Raw genomic sequence first — 21,836 nt, 5'->3', positions numbered from 1 at the left:
TGTTGTTTTATTTATTTATTTATTTTCCTGTAATATCACAGCATTACGCCATGACAGATGATTATGCAATGCTTGATATTGCTATTGGGCATTCAGGAAGCTTGTTAGAGTGGGATGTTGAAAATGGGCGCTCCATTTATGGTCTATTTCAATATTTAGTACAATCTCATATGGTTAATGTACCAAGATTATCTTGGTTAAGATTATTTTCAGTCATTACAACTATTATATTATGTAGCTTTACCTATTTTTTTCTTAGCCGTAGAGTACAAGTAACCAATAAAAACTTTGTTTTATTTTTGCCTCTATTTCTCGTTTTTTTACCTTCGATTGTTGTTTATAACTCATGGGCTACGTGTTTTGTTTTTGTATTGTCAGTTTTGCTTGCTGGTTTAGCATATTATAATATGTTTGATGAAAATAAAAATACAACAATTTCTCGATTTTTAATTAGTAATGTTTTTTTGATATGTTCTTTTTTTATATATCAACCCACTGCTATGTTATTTTTATACTTTGTTTTTTTACATAATTGTATTGATAATCGAAAACTAAATTTATTAAATTTAGTTTTAAGTGCTATTGCTCTTATGATTGCTATGATAGCTGCCTTTCTTTCTATAAAAGTAGTGCCAAAATTATTATATGGATATGTTATTGATAGAAGCAATCTAAATACTGATTTTATATCAAAGGTGAAATGGTTTTTCTATGGACCATTAAAAATAGCAGTTAATAATTATAATATTACTCCTAGTTTGATTTATACCATTATAAGTATAATATTTATTTTTTGTGGTCTTGTTTATATTTTTAAAGAACGTCAAGGATTTTTAAAAATATTACTTACATTATTGTTAACAATTGGAATTATGGTTCCTGCCTTGTTGGCAAAAGAGAGTTGGATTGCAACAAGGTCTTCTGTTGGGTTGTATTTTATAATTATAACTATAATTTTATTTGGTTTAGTAAATATTTATAATCAATACCTACCTAAATTTAATATAAAGATTATTTTAGGTTGTATGTTGTTTATGATTGGTATTTATACTCAACATTATATTTATAGTGGTTTTATTAGGCAGCAACAAGCAGAATATCAAGCATTAACTCAAGAGATAATGAGTATATTACCAGCAAGATATAGTGGATTAATTAGATTTGATATTTCAAATCCAGTAGAAAGTGCGTTCACCAAAATAAATCTATTTGATGAAATTGGTCACACATCTATACAAACATCATGGGCTTTAAGAGGGATTGCTCGGTCAATTAAACAATTAAAAGGATTAAGTTACCAAATTGATAATAGCAGTCTAGTTTTAGAATCTGCTGATAAATGTAAAAATAATTGTATAATCATTCATTGTGCAGATTTATTAAGAAAAGCAAAAAATTACAAATAAACGATACATAGTACGTCAATAAAAAAATCATAATGTAGTTTTTCTACATTATGATTTTTCTGGTATTAATTTTTAAAGATATTAATCAGTTTATCTAGCATGACCAATGCATCTTCGCGTTTGCGTTGGAAAGTGTTCCTGCCGATGATACCACCGCTTGCGCCACCGTCTTTTAAGCTTTGGAAAGTTTCAAATAAGCTGTTTTCGCTTGTTTGTTCTCCGCCAGAAAATAAGACCAAGCGACGTCCAGCAAAGGCAGATTGCATGATATGTTCTGCACGTTTCGTCAATGTGGAAATATCAATTTTTTGATCTTCATATACTTTTTTAGCAGCGGGCAAACATAAATGGTCTGATGGGGGTTTTACTTTAATGATATGTGCGCCCATTTGTGCGGCAATATGCGCGGCATATGCACAAATATCCACTGCTGTTTCGCCGGCTTTATCCAAGAATGGACCACCACGAGGATAGCTCCATACAACAGCAATCAATCCAGCGGCTTTGGCTTCTCTGATTAATTCTTGTAAGAAATCCATTTGTTCATAGCAATAATCACTGCCGGGATAAATTGTATATCCAATACCAATACAGCCAAGTCGTACAGCTTCTTGAACGGATCCTGTAATAGCTTGGTTTTTAATATCGCTTAGGCTATTGGCATTATTTAATTTGAGGATGGTAGGAATTTGATCCCCATAAGTAAATGCACCACATTCCAACGCGCCTAGCGGAGCGGCATAAGCACTTAAGCCCGCATCAATTGCTATTTTATAATGATAATGTGGGTCATAAGCAGCAGGATTAGCAGCAAACGAACGTGCAGGTCCATGTTCCATGCCTTGATCGACTGGCAGGATCAATAATTTTCCTGTACCACCTAGTTTTCCGTGCATCAAAAGACGGGCAAGGTTAGCTTTCGTTGCGGCGCTATCTGTTTCATAATTGTCAAGAATACGCTTCACTTCAGAAGTGAGTTTCATGCTTAATTTACCTATATATGTTGATTTTATAGCTAGGAATCTAGTATAGATCACTAAATAATGCTATTCATATTATAGTGAGCAATAGATATTACGTAAGCTCGTCAGTTATGCTTTTTAAAACGTAAATTCAGTAAATCAAATGGATTTGGTTTGGTGCTGATGATTTGCGTATTTGAATTTTGAGCACGGTTATTTAAAGTTATAAAATATGGAGAGGTCGATTCGAACAAAATATATTGTTGTCCTTCTCTGATTGCAGCCATTGCCAATCCAGCGTGATCGTAACAGTCTAAAATATTAATAAATTTCTGTTGAGGCAAGATCATTAACGCTTGACTGATAAATGCAAGCCACCAACGTACCCCCAGATAAGTTACTGCATTTGGTGGGGATATGATACTAAAAACAGGATCATTTTCAAAAGTATTTCGTGCATTTATACTTGTTTTTTTGGCAATTTCTGCAATAAAGTAGATATGTGCAAGATGGTTGACAACAAAGCAAGGCGTTTTAACTTGTGTTAAATATTGGTTTAATGCTGTTGTGAATGTTTTTTTGTGCAAAAAAATATAAGGGTTTTCTATCATTATTACAAACAGTTTTTAAGGGTTTTTCTGTATATCACAGATTAGCTTGTATTGTAATGAAACTTTAGATAAAGAACCTTTGATGAATAGTAAAGTTATTTGTTTGCTATAATAAACAGGGGGCAAAAGAAGTGGTAGAATCAGACACGATAGATATCAATGTTCAAGATGAAAATTTACAAATATCACCTCAACCAATTGTGCCTTCCTCTTCTGAACAACGTTTGGACAATGCCCTTACATCTCTTGAAAATTTTCTTGCAGACCAGAGCAATCGTGCCAATCTACAGGTACAAGAAGATCTAGAGAGAAAAGAAGTTGTTCTTGCAAATTTAGATAATTTAATCACCCATATGCAAGAGATACTGGAACAACTAGAAGCAGCAGAACAAATAGACGGACTCAGAGAATAATAAATGGCGCAAGTAACAATCACAATTAATGGATATGGATATACTGTTGGATGTAACGATGGTGAAGAGCCACATTTGCAAGCAATGGCAAAAGTCGTAGAGCAACATATTGATCTTATCCGCCAAATTGGCGGTCAAAGCGGCGAGGGCAGAATTCTTGCCTTGTCGAGTTTATTAATGGCGGACAAGCTCTATGAAATGGAAAAATATATTGCCAGTTTAGAAAAGCAATTAGACAAGCAAAAATTGAAGCAATTGCAAAAAGAAAACCAAGAATTAAGAAAAAAACTTGATGATTTTGCCGAACGAGCCGAATCTATTGCAGAGAAATTAAATTTATCATAAAGTCCATTTATGGGGCTGCCTAGTTTGTTAGGTAAAACATACTCCCGGGCCGATAATCACTTCCTAGGGAGCTGGCGCTGTCGTGACCGTGGTCTCGTTATACTGGCACCCACCTGTATTGACAGGTCTGGAAGAGTTGATAGACCGACGGCTAAGGCGGCTTCATATAATTTAGTTAAGTAAATGAGTGATATTTTACAACAAAAACAGCAATTAAGGCATCAGCTCAAAAGCTTAAGAAACCAATTTAAGCAATCTCACAATCAATATATATTGCCTCTTATTGAAAATATACTCCGTTTCATTCCTACAGTTTGTAACCAAGAAGATGTCATTGCTTGTTTTTGGCCTTTGGAAGATGAAGCTGATTTAAGACCATTAATGCATCAATTATATCAACAAGGATTCCAAGTAGCACTTCCTAAAACGCCTATTAAAGGCAATCCGTTGACTTTTTACTCTTGGTATCCAACGGCGTTGATGCAAGAAGGGCGATATAAAACGATCTATCCTAATACAGAAATCATCAAGCCTGATTTTATTTTGGTTCCATTAATGGGATTTGATCGTAAAGGGAACCGTTTGGGTTACGGTGGGGGATATTATGATCGTACGTTACAGCATTTCCCTGATGCAAAATCTGCGGGGGTTGCGTTTTCATATCAAGAAGTCCCAATGGTGCCAACAGAGCAATTCGACTTTGGTTTATCAGCGATCATTACAGAATTAGAAATTATTTATACATAAGGGTTTATTGTGCGTATTGTTTTTTTAGGGGATATTGTTGGTCGCAGTGGTAGAGAAGTGGTCATGCAAGAATTGCCAGCATTAAAAAGTAAATTATCCATTGATGCAGTGGTTGTGAATGCAGAGAATGCCAGTCATGGTTTTGGTTTATCCCCCGCAATTGCAGAAGAGTTATTTAAAGCAGGTGTTGATGTCATTACGCTGGGTAATCACAGCTGGGATCGCAAAGATATTATCCCTTATATTCGTGAAAATCCTAAAGTAATTCGCCCTTTGAATTATCCACCCAAAACGCCTGGGGCTGGACATTATATCCATATGCTGCCGAATAGTAAGAAGCTCTTAGTGATTAATGCCATGGGTCGTTTATTTATGGAACCCTTGGACGACCCATTTCGGATGATTGACGAACTTATTTCAAAATATCGCTTTGGGATTGATGTGCATGCTATTTTGATTGATATTCATGCCGAGGCAACCAGTGAAAAAGCAGGGATGGCACATTATTTTGATGGACGTGTTTCAATGGTGATTGGAACACATACACATATCCCTACAGCTGATTATCGTATTTTACCTTCGGGAACGGCTTTTCAAACGGATGCGGGGATGTGCGGCGATTATAATAGTGTGATTGGAATGCAAAAAGAAGCTGCAATTTATCGGTTTGTCACGAAAATGCCAGGAATGCGGTTAAGCCCTGCTGCAGGGGTAGCCACATTATGTGGGTTAATTGTGGAAACAGATGACAGAACAGGGCTTGCGAAAAGAATATCCCCTATTCGTTTAAAAGGCGATTTAGATCCGATTATGCCAAAATGGGACTAATCCGCTTACCTTATTAGATGTGCGAATTAATGTCGTAATAAGATGTAATTAATGGTTAAATCAAGCTCAAAATGATCGGGAAGATCAGGAGGGATTTTGGGAAGCTTTGCGCCCCTAAACATTCCTGTTATGGCGGAATCTAATGCCTCCGATCCTGAAGAGTTGGTTAAGCTGACAGATAATACATATCCATCTCTGTTTAAAGCAACATGAACAGAGGCACTGCCATCTTCACCATTTTGGGCGGCTTCGGGTGGATAATATAAATGTTGTCTTATCCATGCATTAATGGCATCTCCATAATCATCACTGACCCCCTTTATATTGATTTTAGCAGCATAAGGAACATTAATTTTGCCATTTTTAACCAAAGGACCAGTGGACATATCCATGCCTGAACGAGAGCCTTGGGGTAATCGGCGCGTTGCTGCTTTACGTTTTGATTTATTTGGGTTTTCACTGAAATCAAGGGTTTGCATATTCGCAAAAGGATTATTGGGCTGCTCAGGAACAGGTTGTCGCCTGCGTTGTTGTTGGCGTGGCGGTGTATATCGATAAGTATATTGGTGATTTTTAGTAGGTTGTTTCGTTGGCGTTTGTTTTTGCTGTTGTGGGATCGGCATTGGTGTTTCACCAATATCTCGGGGCAGCTCTTCCGTTTGAGGTTCTGGTGCAGTTACGGTTTGTTCGGGGGCAGGTGGTGGTGAAACTTCTGGCAATGCCGTGGGTGGTGGGGCGCTTTCTCCTTCTTCACCACTTATTCCGTCACCTGTTAATCCGCTTGATCCTGTTGGGGTGGGTGTGAAAACAACATCAACGGGCTGCCCTTCGCTACTATTTCCCATAGGTTGATGTGGAAATTTTAAGGTGGCAAGATAGAGACTGATTACCAGCAATCCGTGAATAATAATTGATCCAGCAATGTAAAAAATAAAAGAATGCTGATCCGATTTACTTGTATAAAGCAAAGCGGAGTTTTTATTATAGTTAATGGGTAATTTGGTTGATAGTGTAACATTCTGTCTTGTATTTTGATTGAAACCGTTCTTTTGTGTTTGGTTTGATTGTTTTATGGTTTTATCAAAAGAATTTGTCTCTGTGTAAGGCTCTTTGCGTAATAAGGGAAAACCCCTAAGAATTTTTTCATTATTCACAGGTGCAGGCACAACAGACCCAACAAAACGATCATGGGAGGATGCCATGAGTTCTTTTTGATTCAAAGGGCTGTTGCTTTGTGTCATTCGTTTGTTGATCTTCGCCTGTGTTTGTTTTTGATAATATTGTGTAATATGTTTTTTTGATATTTGTATTTTCTTTTAAAAAACGCAATAGGAAAAAATATGTTTACGGAGAATTGGCAAAAAAATATACAACAAGCGACATATTTTCTATCTTCAATAGATCAAGATCTTGCTTTGGTTATTCAAAAAGAAAAAACATGCAGATTACAGATTAAAGGCAAGCAAGAACCTTATTTTGGATTGCTGGAAGCTATTGCTGGGCAGCAACTTCATGCAAAGGCAGTTACAGCCATTTTAAATCGCTTAAAATTGCTAAATAATGGTCAGCTTCCAACTGCAAAACAATTATTAACTTATACAGAAACAGAATTACGAGCTTGTGGCTTTTCTTTTCGTAAAGTCGCAACTTTACAACAATTAGCTAGAGCAACCATAGAGGGGCATGTCCCTTCTTACGATCAAGCTCAGGCAATGACAGATCAAGCATTAATAGAGTTATTAACTCAACTGCCAGGGGTGGGGATATGGACTGTAGAAATGTTATTGATTTTCACATTGGGGCGTTTGGATGTAATGCCTGTTCATGATTTTGGTATTCGAGAAGGATGGAGGATTTGTAAAAAATTATCCGAACAACCCAAACCAAAAGAACTCAAAGAAAAAACTTCTTCTTGGAGTCCTTATCGATCTATTGGGGCTTGGTTTTTATGGCGAGCCGTTGAACAGAATAAACCACAAAATAAGCAAAATCCACTGACCTTATAAATTGGATAAATCAAGAATCATTTTACCACTATGTTGTCCTGCTTCCATAATTTTATGAGCTTGTCGTACTTCAGTTAATGGAAAAATTTTATGGATTAAAGGGGATATTTTACGTGCGGAAAGTAAAGGCCATACATGATGATAAAGTTCTTTGGCAATATGTCCTTTGAAATCATTTGAACGTGGGCGTAAGGTACTGCCACTTAGAGTTAGCCTCTTGGTTACAATTTTTGCCAAATTAACATCATTGGCTTTGATACCGCCTTGAAAAGAAATGATAATCAAACGCCCATCTTCTCTTAAAACATTGATATTTTGGTTTAAATAAGCTGCGGCCATAATATCAAGAATGATATGAACCCCTTGTTTATTGGTGAAGTCATGAATACGTTGGACAAAGTCCTCTTTGGTATAATCAATATAATCCGTAGCGCCTAATTTTTTGCATAGTTCACCTTTTTCTTGGCTGCCAACAGTGGTGTAAACGGTGGCTCCAAAATTACTGGCCAGTTGAATGGCTGCTGTGCCAACACCACCACTTCCACCATGAATCAGGACTGTTTCCCCAGCGGTTAATTTTCCTATTTCAAATAGATTTGTCCAAACGGTAAAAAAAGTCTCAGATAAGGCAGCGGCTTCATATACTGTAAAATCTTTTGGCCATGGGAGACATTGTTGTTCAGGAACGGCGCAATATTCAGCATATCCACCCCCATTTGTTAATGCACAAACATGATCGCCTGGACTAAAAATCGAAGCTGATGGCGCAGACACCACTTCACCCGCAATTTCTAGCCCCAGTAACGGGCTGGCTCCTTCTGGGGGTAAATATAATCCTTTGCGTTGCATAATGTCTGGGCGATTAACGCCCGCTGCTAAAACACGAACTAAAATTTCTCCTTCTTTACAAGTTGGAATAGGTAAGGTGCTGAGAGTAAGTTCTTCTGGACCACCTGGATTTTGAACAATAATAGCTTTCATCTGTTGCGTGTTCATGTCATTTTACCTTTTGAAGAAAATATTATAAATCTTAGGCGTTTTAAAATAGTGAATGAAGTGAATAAGATTTTTATCGTAGGTAAATAAAATGCTGTATGCAAGCCCTTATGAATTAATACACCAGCTTCCCAAAGGATATCGAATATTGGGTATTGATCCAGGATCAAAACAAATTGGATTGGCTTTATCTGATGTATCATTAATGCTGGCCTCTCCTTATGCAACGGTCAAGCGTGGAAAAGTATCTGTTTTTGCTCGATATTTACAAGAATTGGCGCAAAAAGAGCAAGTGGGAGGATTAATTTGTGGGTTACCACTTTCCTTAGATGGCGATTTTGGTCCTGCCGCTCAAGCGGCGAGGGATTGGATAATAGCGGTATCCAATACGAGCCAATTGCCAGCATGTTTATGGGATGAACGATTGTCCAGCAGTGCGGTGAATCGTTTTTTAATCGAAGAAGCAGATTTAAGTCGTAAAAAACGCAATGCTGTGGTGGATAAAATGGCAGCAAGCTACACATTGCAAGCTGCCCTTGATGCGTCTAAAAACCAGTAAGGGTATTTTTGGTCGCTGATGTTGCCCCCAAAGTATTAAGGTAAGAAACATATTGATCAATTTTTAATTGAGCATTTTGTAAAGATGCTTTGGGGAGAGGTTTGTTTTTATCAAATTCTTGCCTGAATTGCATTAACGCTTGATAGGCTTCATAGCGATATCGTTTCAGACGAGTCAGGGATGCTGGATCAGGTTGTCCATAATTCCCTTTTACATAATCTTGATTAAGCGTGACTGCATCATTATAGCTATTTTGCACTTTTTCTATGGTTGTTAAGTTTTTATGAGACTGGCTGCATGCGATTAATAAACTACATAAAACAAGAAGCGTTGTGGGTTTGTAAATAGAGCGATGAAAAATCATTGTAATTGAAATCATTTATGTTGAACGTGATACAAATAGTATAAGAAAAAATCTTGTTAGAATATGATTATTGTGAATGGTTTTATGAAAGACGAAATCGCTAGGACGATATACTACCTTTTTATCGAGAAAAAGATAAGGGGAAGGTTAGAGTGAAAGCGATATAATTAATTAAAGAGGTTTGACTGATAAAAAAATCATATATTTTAATTATACAACAACACACTGGTGTGAATTTTATAACAATAAAAAAATTTTATTCTATCGAAACAATCTTGTTTGAAAGGGTGAATTTATGACATTTCCTAAATTTGCTTTGAATCGTATTGTTGCACCTAAACTATCATTGGATGAGTATTTAAAATTATGTATATCATTGAATATTGACGCGATTGAAGTGCGTAATGATTTGCAAGGGATAGATATTTTCGATAAATCAGAGCATTCGTTCATCGTTTCCAAATGCCAAAAACATAATATCAGTATTTTAACCATTAATGCTCTTTATCCTTTTGATATATGGAATACTGAAAGAGAGCAACAAGTCATCAAATTGGCACAAGTAGCAACCAATATCAAAGCAAAAGCAATTGTTTGTTGTCCTTTGAATGATAAAGCTGACCCTCGGACGTCTCAAGAGCGAAAGCAAGATTTACGTAAAGCGCTAAAAGGCTTGAAATGGTCTTGTCGCAAATATTGAATGGTGCTGTGATTAGCCATAAAGCTAGCTAATTTAGACGGGTATATTATTATTTAGACCGAATATGCTTTGAATGAGTTTTATTTGTTCGTTGATTGTCCATTTTCCTTTAAAACCCAGTCCTTTTTTAATCCAGAGAATGGCCTCATATCCTTTGAGTGTTTTCCTTGCGGTATGAAAAAACTGAAAGCAACCATTCTTTGGGATAATTCTCTTTACTCTAAAATGATCATTTTCTATTCCCTGTTGTAAGGACTTTCTTGTTTCATGAACGCAGTGATTGGCAAGGATATGCTCATTCTTCATGGTCTGTATGGTTTTTGGAAACGGTAATGCTTTATCTGTTCCAATATGAGTGGGTGCGAATAGACCATCTTCTTTAAACGCCTTTCTAAAGAAACGTTGTGCTGCTTTGATATTTCTTTTAGCTGTTAATAAGAAATCAATAGCAGTTCCATTCTTATCAATGGCTCTATATAGATACTTCCACTGACCTTTTACTTTGATATAGGTTTCATCAATCCTCACCCTCACCACAATGAGGTTTTCTATAGCTTCTCAAACGTTTTTCTAATAGTGGTGCATAGCGTAATATCCAACGATTTAACGTGCTATGATCAACGCTTACTCCACGCTCTAAAAACAATTCCTCAATGTCTCGATAGCTAAGACAATAGCGTAAATACCAGTTTACCACTTGGATAATCATCAATCCATTAAAATGACGACCTTTAAAATCATCCCTAGATCTTAATATAAGCTTGCTATAGATACCAATAGACATAAATCGTTCCTAAAATATAAATACTCACTCCATTTCTATATTATACTAAAATACATAATTAAATTTGCGACAAGACCCAACTAGATATACTCTTCTATAGTAACCTATGCCTCTTAATGTTATTCTAATCACAAAATTCAACATATTTGAGACAAACAATGAATTCTTGTGAACTTTATCTAATTACCCCTTCCTCTCTTGATCCTTTACAATTTAAACCCTTGCTTATCGAAGCACTGGATGCAGGTCCTGTTGCAGCCGTTCAATTAAGACTAAAAGATGTTTCAGATGATGAAATTCGCAAAGCAATCGATATTTTACAACCCATTGTCCAAGATCGAAATGTCGCTTTTATTTTGAATGATCGTCCTGATTTGGCAAAGGAATATGGCTGCGACGGTGCACATGTTGGTATGGAAGATACCCTAATCGAACAGGCAAGATCACAACTAGGAAATGATTTGCAATTAGGCGTTTCCTGCTATGACAGCCGAGATATGGCAATGAAAGCAGGAGAAAAAGGAGCAGACTATATTGCATTTGGTGCTTTCTTTCCAACAATATCCAAAGATACAGATGTCAGGGCTCCCATTGAATTACTAAGTTGGTGGTCAGAAATGATGGAGCTGCCTGTTGTTGCGATTGGTGGAATTACGGCAGAAAATTGTAAACCATTGGTCAAAGCTGGGGCTGATTTCTTGTCCGTTATTGGTGCAGTTTGGAGGCATGTTGACGGGCCAGCAAAAGGTGTCCAAAGTCTATTAAAAGCAATCGAGGAAGCTAAAGAAGAAAAATAATCAGTTTATTCTGTGAATATTTCTTTATTCACAGAATAAACTGATTTTTAATTATTTAACAAAATTTAACAGACCTTGGCTGACATATAAAGTGCCATTTGCTTGGGGAATACCATTGACCCAAATTTTATTTATCTGACCTGCTTTGTTTTTAGTGACGAATTCACCTGTTTCAGGATTAATAGATACAATCAATTTTTCATTATAAAATGTTGTTAACTCAACAGACCCACCATTTTTTAATGCTAATTTTCTAAGTTTTTCAGGTGGGTAATCCCCCAAAACAATGGTGTAACCCATTAATTGTTTTAACAGATTTTCATTTTGAACATCCATCAATGAACCTTCAATAGCAAAAGAAGGATGTTCCATAGGATGATTTGGAACAGCAAAAACAGTATAAGGTCCTTGACGTTCAACCAAAGCTAATAGTTCTGTTTTTCTCAAAGCCTCTTTGTAATCTGTTAACACGATCGAAGCACGCAATGTTTGATCGATTGTCTCATCTGTATAAACGGGCATATCTGGCACAGGGAATTCTTTGGCACCTGTATAAACAGGGATGAAATAAGACTGTGTATTACCTCTGACAAAATAAGTATCTTTTTTGGCAGTATGGCGACAATACCAAGATGGTGTTCCTTGCCATTGACATTCGCGTTCATGTTCTGGCACACCACCACATCCAGCCACAGCAAGCAAGCCTGCCATTCCTAAAAGCGTTCCAATGATGGATTTTCTTTTGTGAACAATAACAGCAAGTTTTTGTGCTTTGAATGGCGACATAATCTTTTTATTCCCTTACAGAACCGTTGAAATGAATTAAATCATTCTTGTCTCTAGGTTTTATCTTTTCTTAAACATTTCGACAAGCTCTCTATTCTGTTTTTCTAAAGATATTTAGTAATTTGGTAATATATTTTATTTTATATCCATAAAATATCACGAATATTTTTAACCCCTGTTGCAAGCATCACCAATCGATCAACCCCCATCGCAATCCCTGAACAAGACGGCATCTTGGACAATGCATTTAAAAAATCTTCGTCTATCTCCCATGTTGCAGCTTTAGGATATAATCTTGCACGTTGTTGCCGATCCATAAGAAACCGTTGGCGTTGCTCTATGGGGTCGGTTAATTCTTCAAAAGCATTAGCCAACTCCAATCCACCAGCATAAAGCTCAAAACGCAAAGCAACTTTTTGATTTTTCGAATCTATTTTTGCCAAAGCCGCTTGCTTCACAGGCCAATGGGTTAAAAAAGTCGGGCGATCCCTTCCAATATTCGGTTCAATTTTTTCTAGCAACAATCGAAAGAACAAATCCTCCCATGTTTCACCCAAACGTAGTTGACATCCCGCCGCCTGTGCGAATAATTGAGGATCGTCGGGTAAAGACAAAATATCAATCCCAACATATTTTTGAAAAGCCTGTTGTATCGTCAACCGTTCAAATGGCACATCAAAACGAATGGCGTGATTGGAATATTCTATTCGTTGAGGAAACAAAATTTTACATAATTTCTCTGTTTCATTCATCAATTCAACCATAGAACAATGAGGACGATACCATTCCAACATGGTAAATTCAGGGGAATGCGTCGACCCACCTTCTTTATTACGCCATACTCTTGCCAATTGATAAACAGGTTGATGTAGTTCGGCAACAATCCTTTTCATGGCAAATTCAGGACTGGTATGTAAAAATACATTTCTCTTTTCACCTTGGGGCGTTTCATATACTGAACCAAAAGGTTCCAAATGAACCTCTTCACCTGGTGCAGGAACTAAATAAGGCGTTTCAACTTCTAAATAATCCCGAGAATTAAAAAAACTTCTGATTGCCTTTATCATTAATTGTCTTCGTTTTAACAATGGCAAACGATCAAAAAGAGAGGCACGATCTAATTTATTCACTAAAGAGTCCTTGTATTTCTCTTAATTTACTTTACATCTTTCTATTAAATATGCGATTTTTTCAATTTTACAAAATTGTATCTTGATTCACACAAAAGTCTTGTTTTTTTATGACCCTTAAAACCCTTCGCACTGTTGATGACCTTTTACAAAATGATCTTATTTCAGAACAAGATTTGACACAGTTAAATGAATTATCAAAAATTTATACAATTGCCATCTCTTCGGAAGTGGCTGGTTTAATTGAATCCCCTGATGATCCGATTGGATTACAATATATTCCACATATTGATGAGCTAATTACCCATCCAGATGAACTCAATGATCCTATTGGAGATGAAGCGCTTTCGCCTATTCCTGGGATTGTCCATCGTTATGAAGATCGCGTTTTATTAAAACCGTTGCTGATTTGTCCTGTTTATTGTCGTTTTTGTTTCCGCAGAGAACAAATAGGACCTGAAAATGGATTATTAACCGATACTCAACTTGAAAATGCATTACAATGGATCGAAAAGCATCCGCAAATACGAGAAGTCATCTTATCAGGTGGCGATCCTTTGATCTTATCTCCTCGTCGTATGCGTTTTATTATACAAAAACTCGATCAAATCCCACATGTTACAACCATCCGTCTTCACACACGCGTTCCTTTTTCTGCTCCCAGCCAACTGACCCATGAATTTATTAATAGTTTAGAAACCGATAAAGCCTTATGGGTTGTAGTACATGCCAATCATCCCAAAGAATTCACACCAGCAGCACAACAGGCTATAAAAAACTTAATTAAAAATGGCATTCCTTTATTAAGTCAATCTGTTTTATTGAAAAATATAAATGATAATGTTGAAACACTTGAGTCTTTATTACGTCATTTCGTTGAATGGCGTATTAAACCTTATTATTTGCATCAATTAGACAAAGCCCCAGGCACAGCACGTTTTTATGTTCCCATTGACAAAGGCAGACACTTATTAAGTGCCTTACGTGGACGTGTGACGGGGCTGGCATGGCCGACTTATATTCTGGATATTCCAGGTGGATATGGCAAAGTACCTCTTGGCCCTGATTATTTTAATCCACAAACCCCTAATTATGTGCTTGACCCAAATAAGAAAATACATCAAATTTAAAGAATCAAGGATGTGAATAACTTGCCTTTTTCCAATTTGCAGATTATACATCTTGCTTTTACTCGCTTTTACTCGTTTATTTTTTAGAGAGAACTAATGAAACAACAGGCAAACCAAATTCGTGCAGGCCAAGTTATTGAACATGAAGGTCGTCGCTGGTCTGTCCTTAAACAACAAATTATCACGCCAGGCAAAGGTGGCGCGTTTATCCAAGTGGAAATGCGCGATTTGAAAACAGGAAATAAAACCAACGAACGTTGGCGTACTGCTGATACCGTCGAGCGTCTGATGGCCGAAGATAAAGAATTTACATATTCTTATGAAGATGGCGATAATATCGTGTTAATGGATCCAGAAACTTACGATCAATTTTTGCTTCATAAAGATATTTTCAGTGAACAATTACCTTTCTTACAAGATAATATGAAAGTCATCGTAAGATTAATTGAAGGTGATCCAGTTTCTGTTGAGCTTCCTGCACAAGTGACTTTGGAAGTTGTAGAAGCTGAACCTGTTGTCAAAGGTCAAACAGCAAGTTCTTCTTATAAACCAGCAATGTTATCTAATGGCGTTAAAACAATGGTTCCTCCATTCGTTGAAGCTGGAGAAAAAATCGTTGTTAAAACCGAAGATGGCAGCTATGTTGAAAGAGCTAAATCTTAGGTTTTTTTAAGGTCTTGATTTTATTTGACATATATAAAGGTGTCTGTTTACTAGATATACAACAGACATTTTTTGCTGTTTTATTGATATTTTCTACAAAGCCCTTTCTTATAATATTCAGGAACTTTGCTTATGGCTATGCGACTCTCTCCTCATATGATGGTAATGCAAAACGCTGCACAAAAAGCTGCACGCTGTTTATTGCGAGATTTTAACGAAGTAGAAATGCTTCAAGTCAGCGTTAAAGGACCAGGAGATTTCGTGTCTCAAGCCGATCTGAGAGCCGAATCGACTATTCGCACAGAGCTTGAAAAAGCCCGTCCTGGATATGCTTTTTTAATGGAAGAAAGTGGATATTCTGGCAGTGATAATTGGAGCTGGCGTTGGATTGTTGATCCTTTGGATGGTACCACCAATTTTTTACATGGCATTCCACATTGGGCGATCTCTATTGCTTTACAAAAACGTAATGACAATGGTGATATTGAAATTGTATCGGGTCTTGTTTACAATCCAGTCGCAAACGAAATGTTCTGGGCTGAAAAAGGGATTGGCGCATTTTTAAATGAGCGCCGTCTGCGTGTTTCTGCAAGAAGAGATATGTATCAAGCCGTATTTGCAACAGGAATTCCTTTTGCTATTTCTACAGAAGAAAAAAGAAAAGGTTTCGTACAAACCGTAAGCTCATTAATGCCTCAAATCGCTGGATTACGCCGTTTTGGTGCAGCAGCGTTGGATTTAGCATGGGTGGCTGCTGGTCGATATGAAGGCTTTTGGGAGCTAGGATTAAAGCCTTGGGATGTTGCTGCGGGATTAATATTAGTCAGAGAAGCCGGCGGTCATGTCTCTGATATTCAAGGGAACCCATTGAATGATATTGGGATGTCTGTGGATACCGTTGCCGCCAATGCAGCGTTATTTTCTACGATCAGAGAAATAATCTCGGATAATACTCCAAACAAATAACGAATTGATATATTATTCTTAAGCAAGTTTATTTTAAAGAAAGTTGGTTGTTAGGCTATATCATGATTTTTCCTTTATCTCCTTTTTCTATTTTAAAAAAAAGAAATCAACTTTTTTTAACTGCTGCTTTTTCTGCTTTATTTCTGTTTTCAGCGTCAGATACGATTGCTCAAGTCAGTGTTAATCACTCAGCTTTAAGCAATTTAGGGGAAAGTCATAAAGCCAAAAGCAAAGAAACAAAAAAAACAAATAAACATTCTGATAAGAAAAAACATCAAAAAGAGAAAAATTCTAAAAAAGTTACAGTAGCGCCAGTTGAGGCAAAGCCACAAGCGAATTCTAAACCTGCTGTATCACCAACAATCCCGCCTGCACCGCCTCCTGTACCTGTATTCAAAGATGCAAATATTGTTGTGCCTTTGCATCCCCCTGTACCACCTGAGATGCCAAAAGTTATTAAAGATGCCAAAGGGGAAATACGTGCTACATCAAAACATACAATACTTATTTTTGGTGAAAATAGCGTAGATTTAAATGAATCCATGATGAAAGCAATCATGGATTATGCCAATATGTTAAAACAACATCCTGAAGCTACAGTCTATTTAAATGCCTACAGCCATGGCAATTCTGACGATTTATCAACACCACGTCGTATTGCATTAAACCGTGGGTTGGCTATTCGTGCAGTATTAATTAATCAAGGCATCCCTTCAACGCGCATATATTTGCTCGCCAAAGGAATACCAGAAACTCAAGACAAAGACCTCAGCCCCGATCATGTAGAAATGATTCGATCAGATTTAGTAAATAAAACAAAAAACACAGAAGCAAAACATTAAGTATAGTGGAATAATGCTTTATAATGCCTTACAGAAAGGATCGTTATCGGGCTCGCTATTCCATACATACTCCATCAAATTTGCGATCTTTACTGCACGCTCTTGACCATATAAATCTGAAACAAATCCAAGTGCCATATCTATCCCAGCAGATACGCCTGATGACGTATAAAAACGACCGTCAACACACCAACGCGCATGATGTTGCCAATGAACTCGACTATTTATAGAAGTCACCCAAGACCACGCATTTTTATTCGACGTAACCACTTTGCCTTCTAATAATCCAGTTTTTGCAACCAATGCTGATCCTGTGCACACCGTCAAGCAATAAGATGCCTGTGGTATAATCTGTGTAAGGAAAGTAATAAACAATTGATCATGGACTAAAGACCGTGTTCCCATCCCTCCTGGGATAAATATAATAGAATCTGGAGGTAAAATAGATGGCATAGCAGTCGTCATAATTGGAACGTGATGAGAACTGTAAATTAAGCCTTCTGCGACTGAACAATAATGTAAGGTAAACTCCTCTACTTCTCCAAACACATCAACTGGGCCAAAAACATCCAACGTGCGAAAATCATCAAATAACAGAATATAAATATTCATCTATCAATCCTTCTAAACTGGAATATTCATATTTTAATTATAAGCATAACCACGCAAAAAAGGCTTCTATTATATATAATAGAAGCCTTTTAAACTCATATTCATAAAAGAACGTCCTTGTAAAAGGACGATCCGATAAGTAAAGAAATAAGATTAACCTTGACGTGCTTTCATACGCGGGTTTTTCTTATTAATAACATATACTCTTCCATGACGACGAACGATACGGCAATCTTTGTCACGCAATTTAGCCGAACGTAAGCTGTTTCTAATTTTCATAATTTCAATTCCACCCAAGGCAATAAATTCGAAAGTTAGCTCTTATATAAAGAAAAATAAGAAAAAGTCAAATGCTAAGGCTATATTTTTAAATTTTGGAATACTTTTTCGAATTGTTTGAATTCGCTTGCCCTTAAAGAATTCCTTCGCCAAGCCAAACCAATCGTTCTGCATGTCGGATTCCCTTCCAAAGGCCGAATCACAATATCAGAACGATCGCCAATTTCACTCTCTATTGCCATTTTTGGAATAAACGCCACCCCTAGCCCAATACCAACCATATTAATAATTGTTTTAAGAGAGGATGCCGTAAAGTCATTTTGCGAATCTGAAACTGTTTTAAAATTTTGCCCTTGTCGACACATATCCAACGTTTGATCTTTTAAACAATGGCCATCTTGTAAAGAAATGATTTCTTTGGCTTCTATTTGATCTAAACGCACCCGATCAAATTTTTCCAATGGATGTCCCTTTGGCATAATGATAAAAAATTCATCTTTAAATAAAAAGAAAGTTTCTGCACCGCTGCAATCACAAGGCATTGCAATAACCAATAAATCTAAGTGGCCAATGGCAAGTTTCTCCATTAGATTTTCTGTCAAATCTTCGTGAAGACTTAATGTTAATTTAGGATAATTCTGCCGTATATTTTGAATAACATCAGGTAATATATAAGGGGCTACTGTTGGAATAATTCCTAATCTTAATGATGATGAAAAAGGTTCTTGTACAAAATGGATTACATCCCGAACCGATTCTAGTCCTTGTAAAGCAACTTTTGCTTGAATAATTACCTCTTCGCCTATTGGTGTAAAAACGACCCGTTTCCCAGCAGTTCGATCCAAAATGGCAACATCAAATTGGCGTTCAAGATTTAATATCCCCGCAGACAATGTCGATTGTGTGACAGAACAGACATTTGCAGCTTTTCCAAAGTGTCTTTGTTCAGAAAGAGCAATCAAATAACGCAGCTGTTGTGGTGAAGGAAGAATGTCCATCGATTTTTTCAATCATTTATTACAAAAGAATTCATTTGAATATTTAATCATACATACCCATAAATAGATATAGAGTATAGAGTAATCTATTCCCGTTTTTTATTTTTATATGGAGATAATAATGTTAACAGTTGGCGATCAATTCCCTTCATTTAGTTTAGATGCAGTTGCTGCTGGACAAGCAGGCTTGGATCAAGGTGCAGAAGGCAAATTCCAAACCATCTCTAACAAAGATGACAGTGGAAAATGGAAACTATTCTTTTTCTGGCCAATGGATTTTACTTTTATTTGCCCAACAGAAATCGTTGCATTTAGCGATCTACACAAAGAATTCACAGAACGTAACACCGCTGTTTATGGTCTCTCAATTGATTCTGCTTTCGTTCATTTAAATTGGCGTTTGCACAACGACCAATTGAAAAACCTTCAAATCCCAATGCTTGCAGACAATAAACGCGAGCTTTCTTCCGCACTTGGTGTGTTACATTATGCTGCAGGTGTTAACCTACGTGCAACATTTATTGTTGACCCAACAGGCGTAATCCGCCACGTCAGCGCAAATGATTTATCAGTTGGTCGTAATCCAGCTGAATTCATCCGCATTCTTGATGCGTTACAAGATGGTGGTCTATGCCCATGTAGCTGGAAAAAAGGTGAAGCAACTCTATAATTTTACATAAAAAATTATAAATAAACCTTATCATAAAGCCCTTATTATGTAATAGGGGCCTTATTTGTTTAATATTTGCACTATATACTACAAACAATAGTAAACTTTGTATTTGAAATGGTCTAAAATGAGAGCTATTATTTTACAGCATGCGATTTTCGAAGGCCCTGGGTATATCTTATCATGGTTACATGAGCAAGGAATTGCTTCAGATATTTGTTTCCTGTACAAACCGGATTCTCCGCTTCCAAATATTGAATCTGCCAACCTGTTAATTGTTCTAGGTGGACCAATGAGTATTTATGATGAAGAACAATACCCGTGGCTCACCAAAGAAAAAGAACTTATTAAAAAAGCAATTGAAAATAACATTCCGACATTAGGTATATGTTTTGGTGCGCAATTAATTGCTGATATTTTCGGAGCAAAAGTAAACTCTGCCCCCCATAAAGCGATCGGTTGGTATCCTATAAAAGCTGAATCAACCTCAAAGAGAAATTGTTTCCACTTCCCAGATCATTTTACAAGTTTATTTTGGCACAAAGATGAGTTTGAACTTCCAGAAGAGGCAACATTACTTGCATCCAGTCCAATTTGCAAAAACCAAGCGTTTCAAATCAAAAATCATGTTATCGGGTTACAATTTCACGCACAAACAACCCCATATCACTTACAAAGCATGATTAATAACGCGTCCTTGGACCTTACAAATGATCCTTATATTCAGCCCTCTCAACAGCTTTTATCTGCACCAGCCAGCTTCTTTGTGCAAAGTAACCAGCTGATATATAATATAATTTCGTATTTATTATTAAAATGCAAAAGAAAACGGTACTAGCAATCCTTCACGTCGTGAATAACCCCACATAGTTGTGTTAGGATACGGTCAACACTCGCATAATCCTCTGCCTCTGCCATCACTCGTATCAAAGGTTCAGTGCCACTTTTCCTTAAAATAATACGACCGTCCTTGCCCAATTCCTTTTCTGCTTCTTTCAACGCTTTTTGAACATTTTCATGTGTTAATGGATCATTCCCTTGAAACCGTATGTTTCTTAATTCCTGAGGAAATGGGGAAAACATATTACAAACAACGCTGGCTTTTTGTTTTCTTTCAACTAAAACAGCCAATACTTGTAATGCAGCAATCAGCCCATCGCCTGTTGTGGAAAAATTAGACAAAATCATATGTCCAGATTGTTCCCCACCAATAATACATCCCAGCTCACGCATTTTTTCGACAACATAACGATCACCCACCTGCGTTCTTAACAGTTCAAGATTTTGAGATTTTAAAAAGCGTTCCAAGCCCATATTTGACATGATAGTAGCAACGACATGTTTGTTTGGCAAATAACCTTTGGCAGCCCAAGAGGAGGCAATCACCGCAAGAATTTGATCGCCATCAAGAACTTTTCCAGTCTCATCAATCAACAACATTCGATCAGCGTCACCATCAAGCGCAATACCAATATCCGCTTGATGCTCTATAACGGCTTGGCACAAAACCTCTGGATGCGTGGAACCACATTTGTCATTAATGTTAAATCCATTTGGTTTACATCCCAAAGAAATGACTTCTGCTCCTAATTCCCACAATGCTGCGGGGGCAACTTTATATGCTGCGCCATTCGCACAATCAATGACAATTTTCAATCCATTAAGACGATATTGTCTTGGGAAAGAAGCCTTTGCATGTTCAATATAACGTCCTGCGGCATCATCCAAACGAACGGCTCTCCCTATCTGTTCAGGACCAGCTAAACGATGGGAAAGGTCGGATTGTATTAATCGTTCAATTTCAATTTCCTGCGCATCAGAGAGCTTAAACCCGTCACGATCAAAAATCTTGATACCATTATCATAATAAGGATTATGTGACGCTGAAATCATAACCCCTAAATCAGCACGCAATGACCGTGTCAACATGGCAATCGCAGGTGTGGGCATTGGTCCAACCACAATTACATCGATTCCTGCGGATAAAAATCCTGCAATCAATGCACTTTCAATCATATAGCCTGATAAACGTGTATCTTTGCCGATCAAGACCTGATGACGCCTTTGATCGCCTTCATTTTTAAATAACAAACCAACCGCTTGCCCCAGCTTTTGTGCAACCTCTACAGTCATTGGGTTACTATTTGCAGTGCCACGAATTCCATCAGTTCCAAAAAAAACTCTTTGATTACTCATCTGTCTTTCCAAGGTTGTTTGTTTTTACAGCCGCTTTGCTTTGTTA

The 21,836-nt window shown here is 37.0% G+C and carries 26 protein-coding genes, 1 other RNA gene and 1 pseudogene; 16 read left to right on the top strand and 12 right to left on the bottom strand.

Going from position 1 to position 21,836, the window contains the following annotated elements; translation table 11 throughout:
- The first annotated feature begins 50 nt into the window (after window positions 1–50).
- Window positions 51–1,406, top strand: coding sequence for a glucosyltransferase domain-containing protein (locus tag QJV33_RS08870; protein WP_281462989.1), 1,356 nt, complete (start codon window positions 51–53; stop codon window positions 1,404–1,406).
- Window positions 1,407–1,471: 65 nt separating this feature from the next.
- Here QJV33_RS08870 and QJV33_RS08865 read toward each other — a convergent pair whose 3' ends face one another.
- The gene (locus QJV33_RS08865; RefSeq protein WP_281462988.1) at window positions 1,472–2,389 is read right to left on the bottom strand and encodes a class I fructose-bisphosphate aldolase; all 918 of its coding nucleotides are present in this window, start codon (window positions 2,387–2,389) and stop codon (window positions 1,472–1,474) included.
- Between the two features lie 104 nt (window positions 2,390–2,493).
- Window positions 2,494–2,955 carry a hypothetical protein gene (locus QJV33_RS08860; RefSeq protein WP_281462987.1) on the bottom strand — a complete coding sequence of 154 codons (462 nt, stop codon included), beginning with the start codon at window positions 2,953–2,955 and terminating at the stop codon, window positions 2,494–2,496.
- A 155-nt stretch (window positions 2,956–3,110) separates the two neighbouring features.
- Between QJV33_RS08860 and QJV33_RS08855 the strand changes: the two genes are divergently transcribed.
- From QJV33_RS08855 to QJV33_RS08835, 5 genes are all read left to right on the top strand, one after another.
- Window positions 3,111–3,392: a hypothetical protein gene (locus tag QJV33_RS08855; RefSeq protein WP_281462986.1), complete on the top strand. Its 282-nt coding sequence runs from the start codon at window positions 3,111–3,113 to the stop codon at window positions 3,390–3,392.
- Window positions 3,393–3,395: 3 nt separating this feature from the next.
- Complete coding sequence (locus tag QJV33_RS08850; protein WP_281462985.1) at window positions 3,396–3,737, top strand: cell division protein ZapA; 342 nt, start codon at window positions 3,396–3,398, stop codon at window positions 3,735–3,737.
- 9 nt (window positions 3,738–3,746) lie between these two features.
- Window positions 3,747–3,904, top strand: a non-coding RNA gene (ssrS, locus tag QJV33_RS08845) — 6S RNA.
- A gap of 16 nt (window positions 3,905–3,920) precedes the next feature.
- Window positions 3,921–4,484 carry a 5-formyltetrahydrofolate cyclo-ligase gene (locus QJV33_RS08840; protein ID WP_281462984.1) on the top strand — a complete coding sequence of 188 codons (564 nt, stop codon included), beginning with the start codon at window positions 3,921–3,923 and terminating at the stop codon, window positions 4,482–4,484.
- Between the two features lie 9 nt (window positions 4,485–4,493).
- Window positions 4,494–5,312 (top strand): TIGR00282 family metallophosphoesterase, encoded by an 819-nt coding sequence (locus QJV33_RS08835; protein WP_281462983.1) that lies wholly within the window; start codon window positions 4,494–4,496, stop codon window positions 5,310–5,312.
- A gap of 26 nt (window positions 5,313–5,338) precedes the next feature.
- Here QJV33_RS08835 and QJV33_RS08830 read toward each other — a convergent pair whose 3' ends face one another.
- Window positions 5,339–6,553, bottom strand: coding sequence for an energy transducer TonB (locus QJV33_RS08830; RefSeq protein WP_281462982.1), 1,215 nt, complete (start codon window positions 6,551–6,553; stop codon window positions 5,339–5,341).
- Window positions 6,554–6,652: 99 nt separating this feature from the next.
- On the opposite strand from QJV33_RS08830, the gene QJV33_RS08825 reads away from it, so the two are divergent.
- The gene (locus QJV33_RS08825) at window positions 6,653–7,318 is read left to right on the top strand and encodes a DNA-3-methyladenine glycosylase family protein (RefSeq protein ID WP_281462981.1); all 666 of its coding nucleotides are present in this window, start codon (window positions 6,653–6,655) and stop codon (window positions 7,316–7,318) included.
- Here QJV33_RS08825 and QJV33_RS08820 read toward each other — a convergent pair.
- Entirely contained in the window at window positions 7,313–8,314 is a 1,002-nt protein-coding gene (locus QJV33_RS08820) for an NAD(P)H-quinone oxidoreductase (protein WP_281462980.1), read from the bottom strand. The two genes, QJV33_RS08825 and QJV33_RS08820, sit on opposite strands and share 6 nt — an antisense overlap.
- 91 nt (window positions 8,315–8,405) lie before the next feature.
- On the opposite strand from QJV33_RS08820, the gene ruvX reads away from it, so the two are divergent.
- Window positions 8,406–8,873 carry a Holliday junction resolvase RuvX gene (gene ruvX / locus QJV33_RS08815; RefSeq protein ID WP_281462979.1) on the top strand — a complete coding sequence of 156 codons (468 nt, stop codon included), beginning with the start codon at window positions 8,406–8,408 and terminating at the stop codon, window positions 8,871–8,873.
- Here the strand turns inward: ruvX and QJV33_RS08810 are convergent.
- A complete protein-coding gene (locus QJV33_RS08810; RefSeq protein WP_281462978.1) occupies window positions 8,860–9,252 on the bottom strand; it encodes a hypothetical protein in 393 nt (130 codons plus the stop codon). The two genes, ruvX and QJV33_RS08810, sit on opposite strands and share 14 nt — an antisense overlap.
- Before the next feature lie 280 nt (window positions 9,253–9,532).
- On the opposite strand from QJV33_RS08810, the gene QJV33_RS08805 reads away from it, so the two are divergent.
- Window positions 9,533–9,937 (top strand): hypothetical protein, encoded by a 405-nt coding sequence (locus QJV33_RS08805; protein WP_281462977.1) that lies wholly within the window; start codon window positions 9,533–9,535, stop codon window positions 9,935–9,937.
- Between the two features lie 33 nt (window positions 9,938–9,970).
- Here the strand turns inward: QJV33_RS08805 and QJV33_RS08800 are convergent.
- Window positions 9,971–10,721: pseudogene (locus QJV33_RS08800) on the bottom strand (IS6 family transposase).
- 158 nt (window positions 10,722–10,879) lie between these two features.
- Here QJV33_RS08800 and thiE point away from each other — a divergent pair.
- Entirely contained in the window at window positions 10,880–11,518 is a 639-nt protein-coding gene (thiE, locus tag QJV33_RS08795; RefSeq protein WP_281462976.1) for a thiamine phosphate synthase, read from the top strand.
- Window positions 11,519–11,569: 51 nt separating this feature from the next.
- Here the strand turns inward: thiE and QJV33_RS08790 are convergent, their stop codons facing one another.
- Window positions 11,570–12,304, bottom strand: a complete 735-nt coding sequence (locus tag QJV33_RS08790; RefSeq protein ID WP_281462975.1) for a fasciclin domain-containing protein — start codon at window positions 12,302–12,304, stop codon at window positions 11,570–11,572.
- Window positions 12,305–12,444: 140 nt separating this feature from the next.
- Entirely contained in the window at window positions 12,445–13,434 is a 990-nt protein-coding gene (epmA, locus tag QJV33_RS08785; protein WP_281462974.1) for an EF-P lysine aminoacylase EpmA, read from the bottom strand.
- A gap of 110 nt (window positions 13,435–13,544) precedes the next feature.
- Here epmA and QJV33_RS08780 point away from each other — a divergent pair, with 110 nt between their 5' ends.
- From QJV33_RS08780 to QJV33_RS08765, 4 genes are all read left to right on the top strand, one after another.
- Window positions 13,545–14,564 (top strand): lysine-2,3-aminomutase-like protein, encoded by a 1,020-nt coding sequence (locus QJV33_RS08780; RefSeq protein ID WP_281462973.1) that lies wholly within the window; start codon window positions 13,545–13,547, stop codon window positions 14,562–14,564.
- Window positions 14,565–14,660: 96 nt separating this feature from the next.
- Window positions 14,661–15,227, top strand: a complete 567-nt coding sequence (gene efp / locus QJV33_RS08775) for an elongation factor P (RefSeq protein WP_281462972.1) — start codon at window positions 14,661–14,663, stop codon at window positions 15,225–15,227.
- Between the two features lie 138 nt (window positions 15,228–15,365).
- A complete protein-coding gene (locus QJV33_RS08770; RefSeq protein WP_281463409.1) occupies window positions 15,366–16,193 on the top strand; it encodes an inositol monophosphatase family protein in 828 nt (275 codons plus the stop codon).
- Between the two features lie 62 nt (window positions 16,194–16,255).
- Window positions 16,256–17,035 (top strand): OmpA family protein, encoded by a 780-nt coding sequence (locus QJV33_RS08765; RefSeq protein ID WP_281462971.1) that lies wholly within the window; start codon window positions 16,256–16,258, stop codon window positions 17,033–17,035.
- A gap of 18 nt (window positions 17,036–17,053) precedes the next feature.
- Here the strand turns inward: QJV33_RS08765 and QJV33_RS08760 are convergent, their stop codons facing one another.
- The 3 genes from QJV33_RS08760 to QJV33_RS08750 form a co-directional block, all read right to left on the bottom strand.
- Window positions 17,054–17,647: a DJ-1/PfpI family protein gene (locus QJV33_RS08760; RefSeq protein WP_281462970.1), complete on the bottom strand. Its 594-nt coding sequence runs from the start codon at window positions 17,645–17,647 to the stop codon at window positions 17,054–17,056.
- Window positions 17,648–17,800: 153 nt separating this feature from the next.
- The gene (ykgO, locus tag QJV33_RS08755; RefSeq protein WP_034336436.1) at window positions 17,801–17,926 is read right to left on the bottom strand and encodes a type B 50S ribosomal protein L36; all 126 of its coding nucleotides are present in this window, start codon (window positions 17,924–17,926) and stop codon (window positions 17,801–17,803) included.
- Between the two features lie 80 nt (window positions 17,927–18,006).
- Window positions 18,007–18,924, bottom strand: coding sequence for a hydrogen peroxide-inducible genes activator (locus QJV33_RS08750; protein WP_281462969.1), 918 nt, complete (start codon window positions 18,922–18,924; stop codon window positions 18,007–18,009).
- A 121-nt stretch (window positions 18,925–19,045) separates the two neighbouring features.
- Between QJV33_RS08750 and QJV33_RS08745 the strand changes: the two genes are divergently transcribed.
- A complete protein-coding gene (locus QJV33_RS08745; RefSeq protein WP_281462968.1) occupies window positions 19,046–19,594 on the top strand; it encodes a peroxiredoxin in 549 nt (182 codons plus the stop codon).
- A gap of 127 nt (window positions 19,595–19,721) precedes the next feature.
- Window positions 19,722–20,432 carry a type 1 glutamine amidotransferase gene (locus QJV33_RS08740; protein WP_281462967.1) on the top strand — a complete coding sequence of 237 codons (711 nt, stop codon included), beginning with the start codon at window positions 19,722–19,724 and terminating at the stop codon, window positions 20,430–20,432.
- Here the strand turns inward: QJV33_RS08740 and glmM are convergent.
- The gene (gene glmM, locus QJV33_RS08735) at window positions 20,429–21,790 is read right to left on the bottom strand and encodes a phosphoglucosamine mutase (protein WP_281462966.1); all 1,362 of its coding nucleotides are present in this window, start codon (window positions 21,788–21,790) and stop codon (window positions 20,429–20,431) included. The two genes, QJV33_RS08740 and glmM, sit on opposite strands and share 4 nt — an antisense overlap.
- Window positions 21,791–21,836 lie beyond the last annotated feature (46 nt).

The sequence above is a fragment of the Commensalibacter nepenthis genome, assembly GCF_029953305.1.
In the GTDB taxonomy this organism is placed as follows: Bacteria; Pseudomonadota; Alphaproteobacteria; order Acetobacterales; family Acetobacteraceae; genus Commensalibacter; species Commensalibacter nepenthis.
The sequence above is the reverse complement of the archived record's forward strand: the minus strand, read 5'-3'. Positions and strand labels throughout refer to the sequence as shown.

Coding starts and splice junctions, on each gene's coding strand:
- QJV33_RS08790 (WP_281462975.1), bottom strand. CDS start 12,304: ATGTCGCCATTCAAAGCACAAAAACTTGCTGTTATTGTTCACAAAAGA.
- QJV33_RS08740 (WP_281462967.1), top strand. CDS start 19,722: ATGAGAGCTATTATTTTACAGCATGCGATTTTCGAAGGCCCTGGGTAT.
- efp (WP_281462972.1), top strand. CDS start 14,661: ATGAAACAACAGGCAAACCAAATTCGTGCAGGCCAAGTTATTGAACAT.
- ykgO (WP_034336436.1), bottom strand. CDS start 17,926: ATGAAAATTAGAAACAGCTTACGTTCGGCTAAATTGCGTGACAAAGAT.
- QJV33_RS08770 (WP_281463409.1), top strand. CDS start 15,366: ATGCGACTCTCTCCTCATATGATGGTAATGCAAAACGCTGCACAAAAA.
- QJV33_RS08745 (WP_281462968.1), top strand. CDS start 19,046: ATGTTAACAGTTGGCGATCAATTCCCTTCATTTAGTTTAGATGCAGTT.
- QJV33_RS08840 (WP_281462984.1), top strand. CDS start 3,921: ATGAGTGATATTTTACAACAAAAACAGCAATTAAGGCATCAGCTCAAA.
- QJV33_RS08870 (WP_281462989.1), top strand. CDS start 51: ATGACAGATGATTATGCAATGCTTGATATTGCTATTGGGCATTCAGGA.
- glmM (WP_281462966.1), bottom strand. CDS start 21,790: ATGAGTAATCAAAGAGTTTTTTTTGGAACTGATGGAATTCGTGGCACT.
- QJV33_RS08750 (WP_281462969.1), bottom strand. CDS start 18,924: ATGGACATTCTTCCTTCACCACAACAGCTGCGTTATTTGATTGCTCTT.
- ruvX (WP_281462979.1), top strand. CDS start 8,406: ATGCTGTATGCAAGCCCTTATGAATTAATACACCAGCTTCCCAAAGGA.
- QJV33_RS08765 (WP_281462971.1), top strand. CDS start 16,256: ATGATTTTTCCTTTATCTCCTTTTTCTATTTTAAAAAAAAGAAATCAA.
- QJV33_RS08830 (WP_281462982.1), bottom strand. CDS start 6,553: ATGACACAAAGCAACAGCCCTTTGAATCAAAAAGAACTCATGGCATCC.
- QJV33_RS08780 (WP_281462973.1), top strand. CDS start 13,545: ATGACCCTTAAAACCCTTCGCACTGTTGATGACCTTTTACAAAATGAT.
- thiE (WP_281462976.1), top strand. CDS start 10,880: ATGAATTCTTGTGAACTTTATCTAATTACCCCTTCCTCTCTTGATCCT.
- QJV33_RS08850 (WP_281462985.1), top strand. CDS start 3,396: ATGGCGCAAGTAACAATCACAATTAATGGATATGGATATACTGTTGGA.
- QJV33_RS08810 (WP_281462978.1), bottom strand. CDS start 9,252: ATGATTTCAATTACAATGATTTTTCATCGCTCTATTTACAAACCCACA.
- QJV33_RS08805 (WP_281462977.1), top strand. CDS start 9,533: ATGACATTTCCTAAATTTGCTTTGAATCGTATTGTTGCACCTAAACTA.
- QJV33_RS08760 (WP_281462970.1), bottom strand. CDS start 17,647: ATGAATATTTATATTCTGTTATTTGATGATTTTCGCACGTTGGATGTT.
- QJV33_RS08865 (WP_281462988.1), bottom strand. CDS start 2,389: ATGAAACTCACTTCTGAAGTGAAGCGTATTCTTGACAATTATGAAACA.
- QJV33_RS08820 (WP_281462980.1), bottom strand. CDS start 8,314: ATGAACACGCAACAGATGAAAGCTATTATTGTTCAAAATCCAGGTGGT.
- QJV33_RS08825 (WP_281462981.1), top strand. CDS start 6,653: ATGTTTACGGAGAATTGGCAAAAAAATATACAACAAGCGACATATTTT.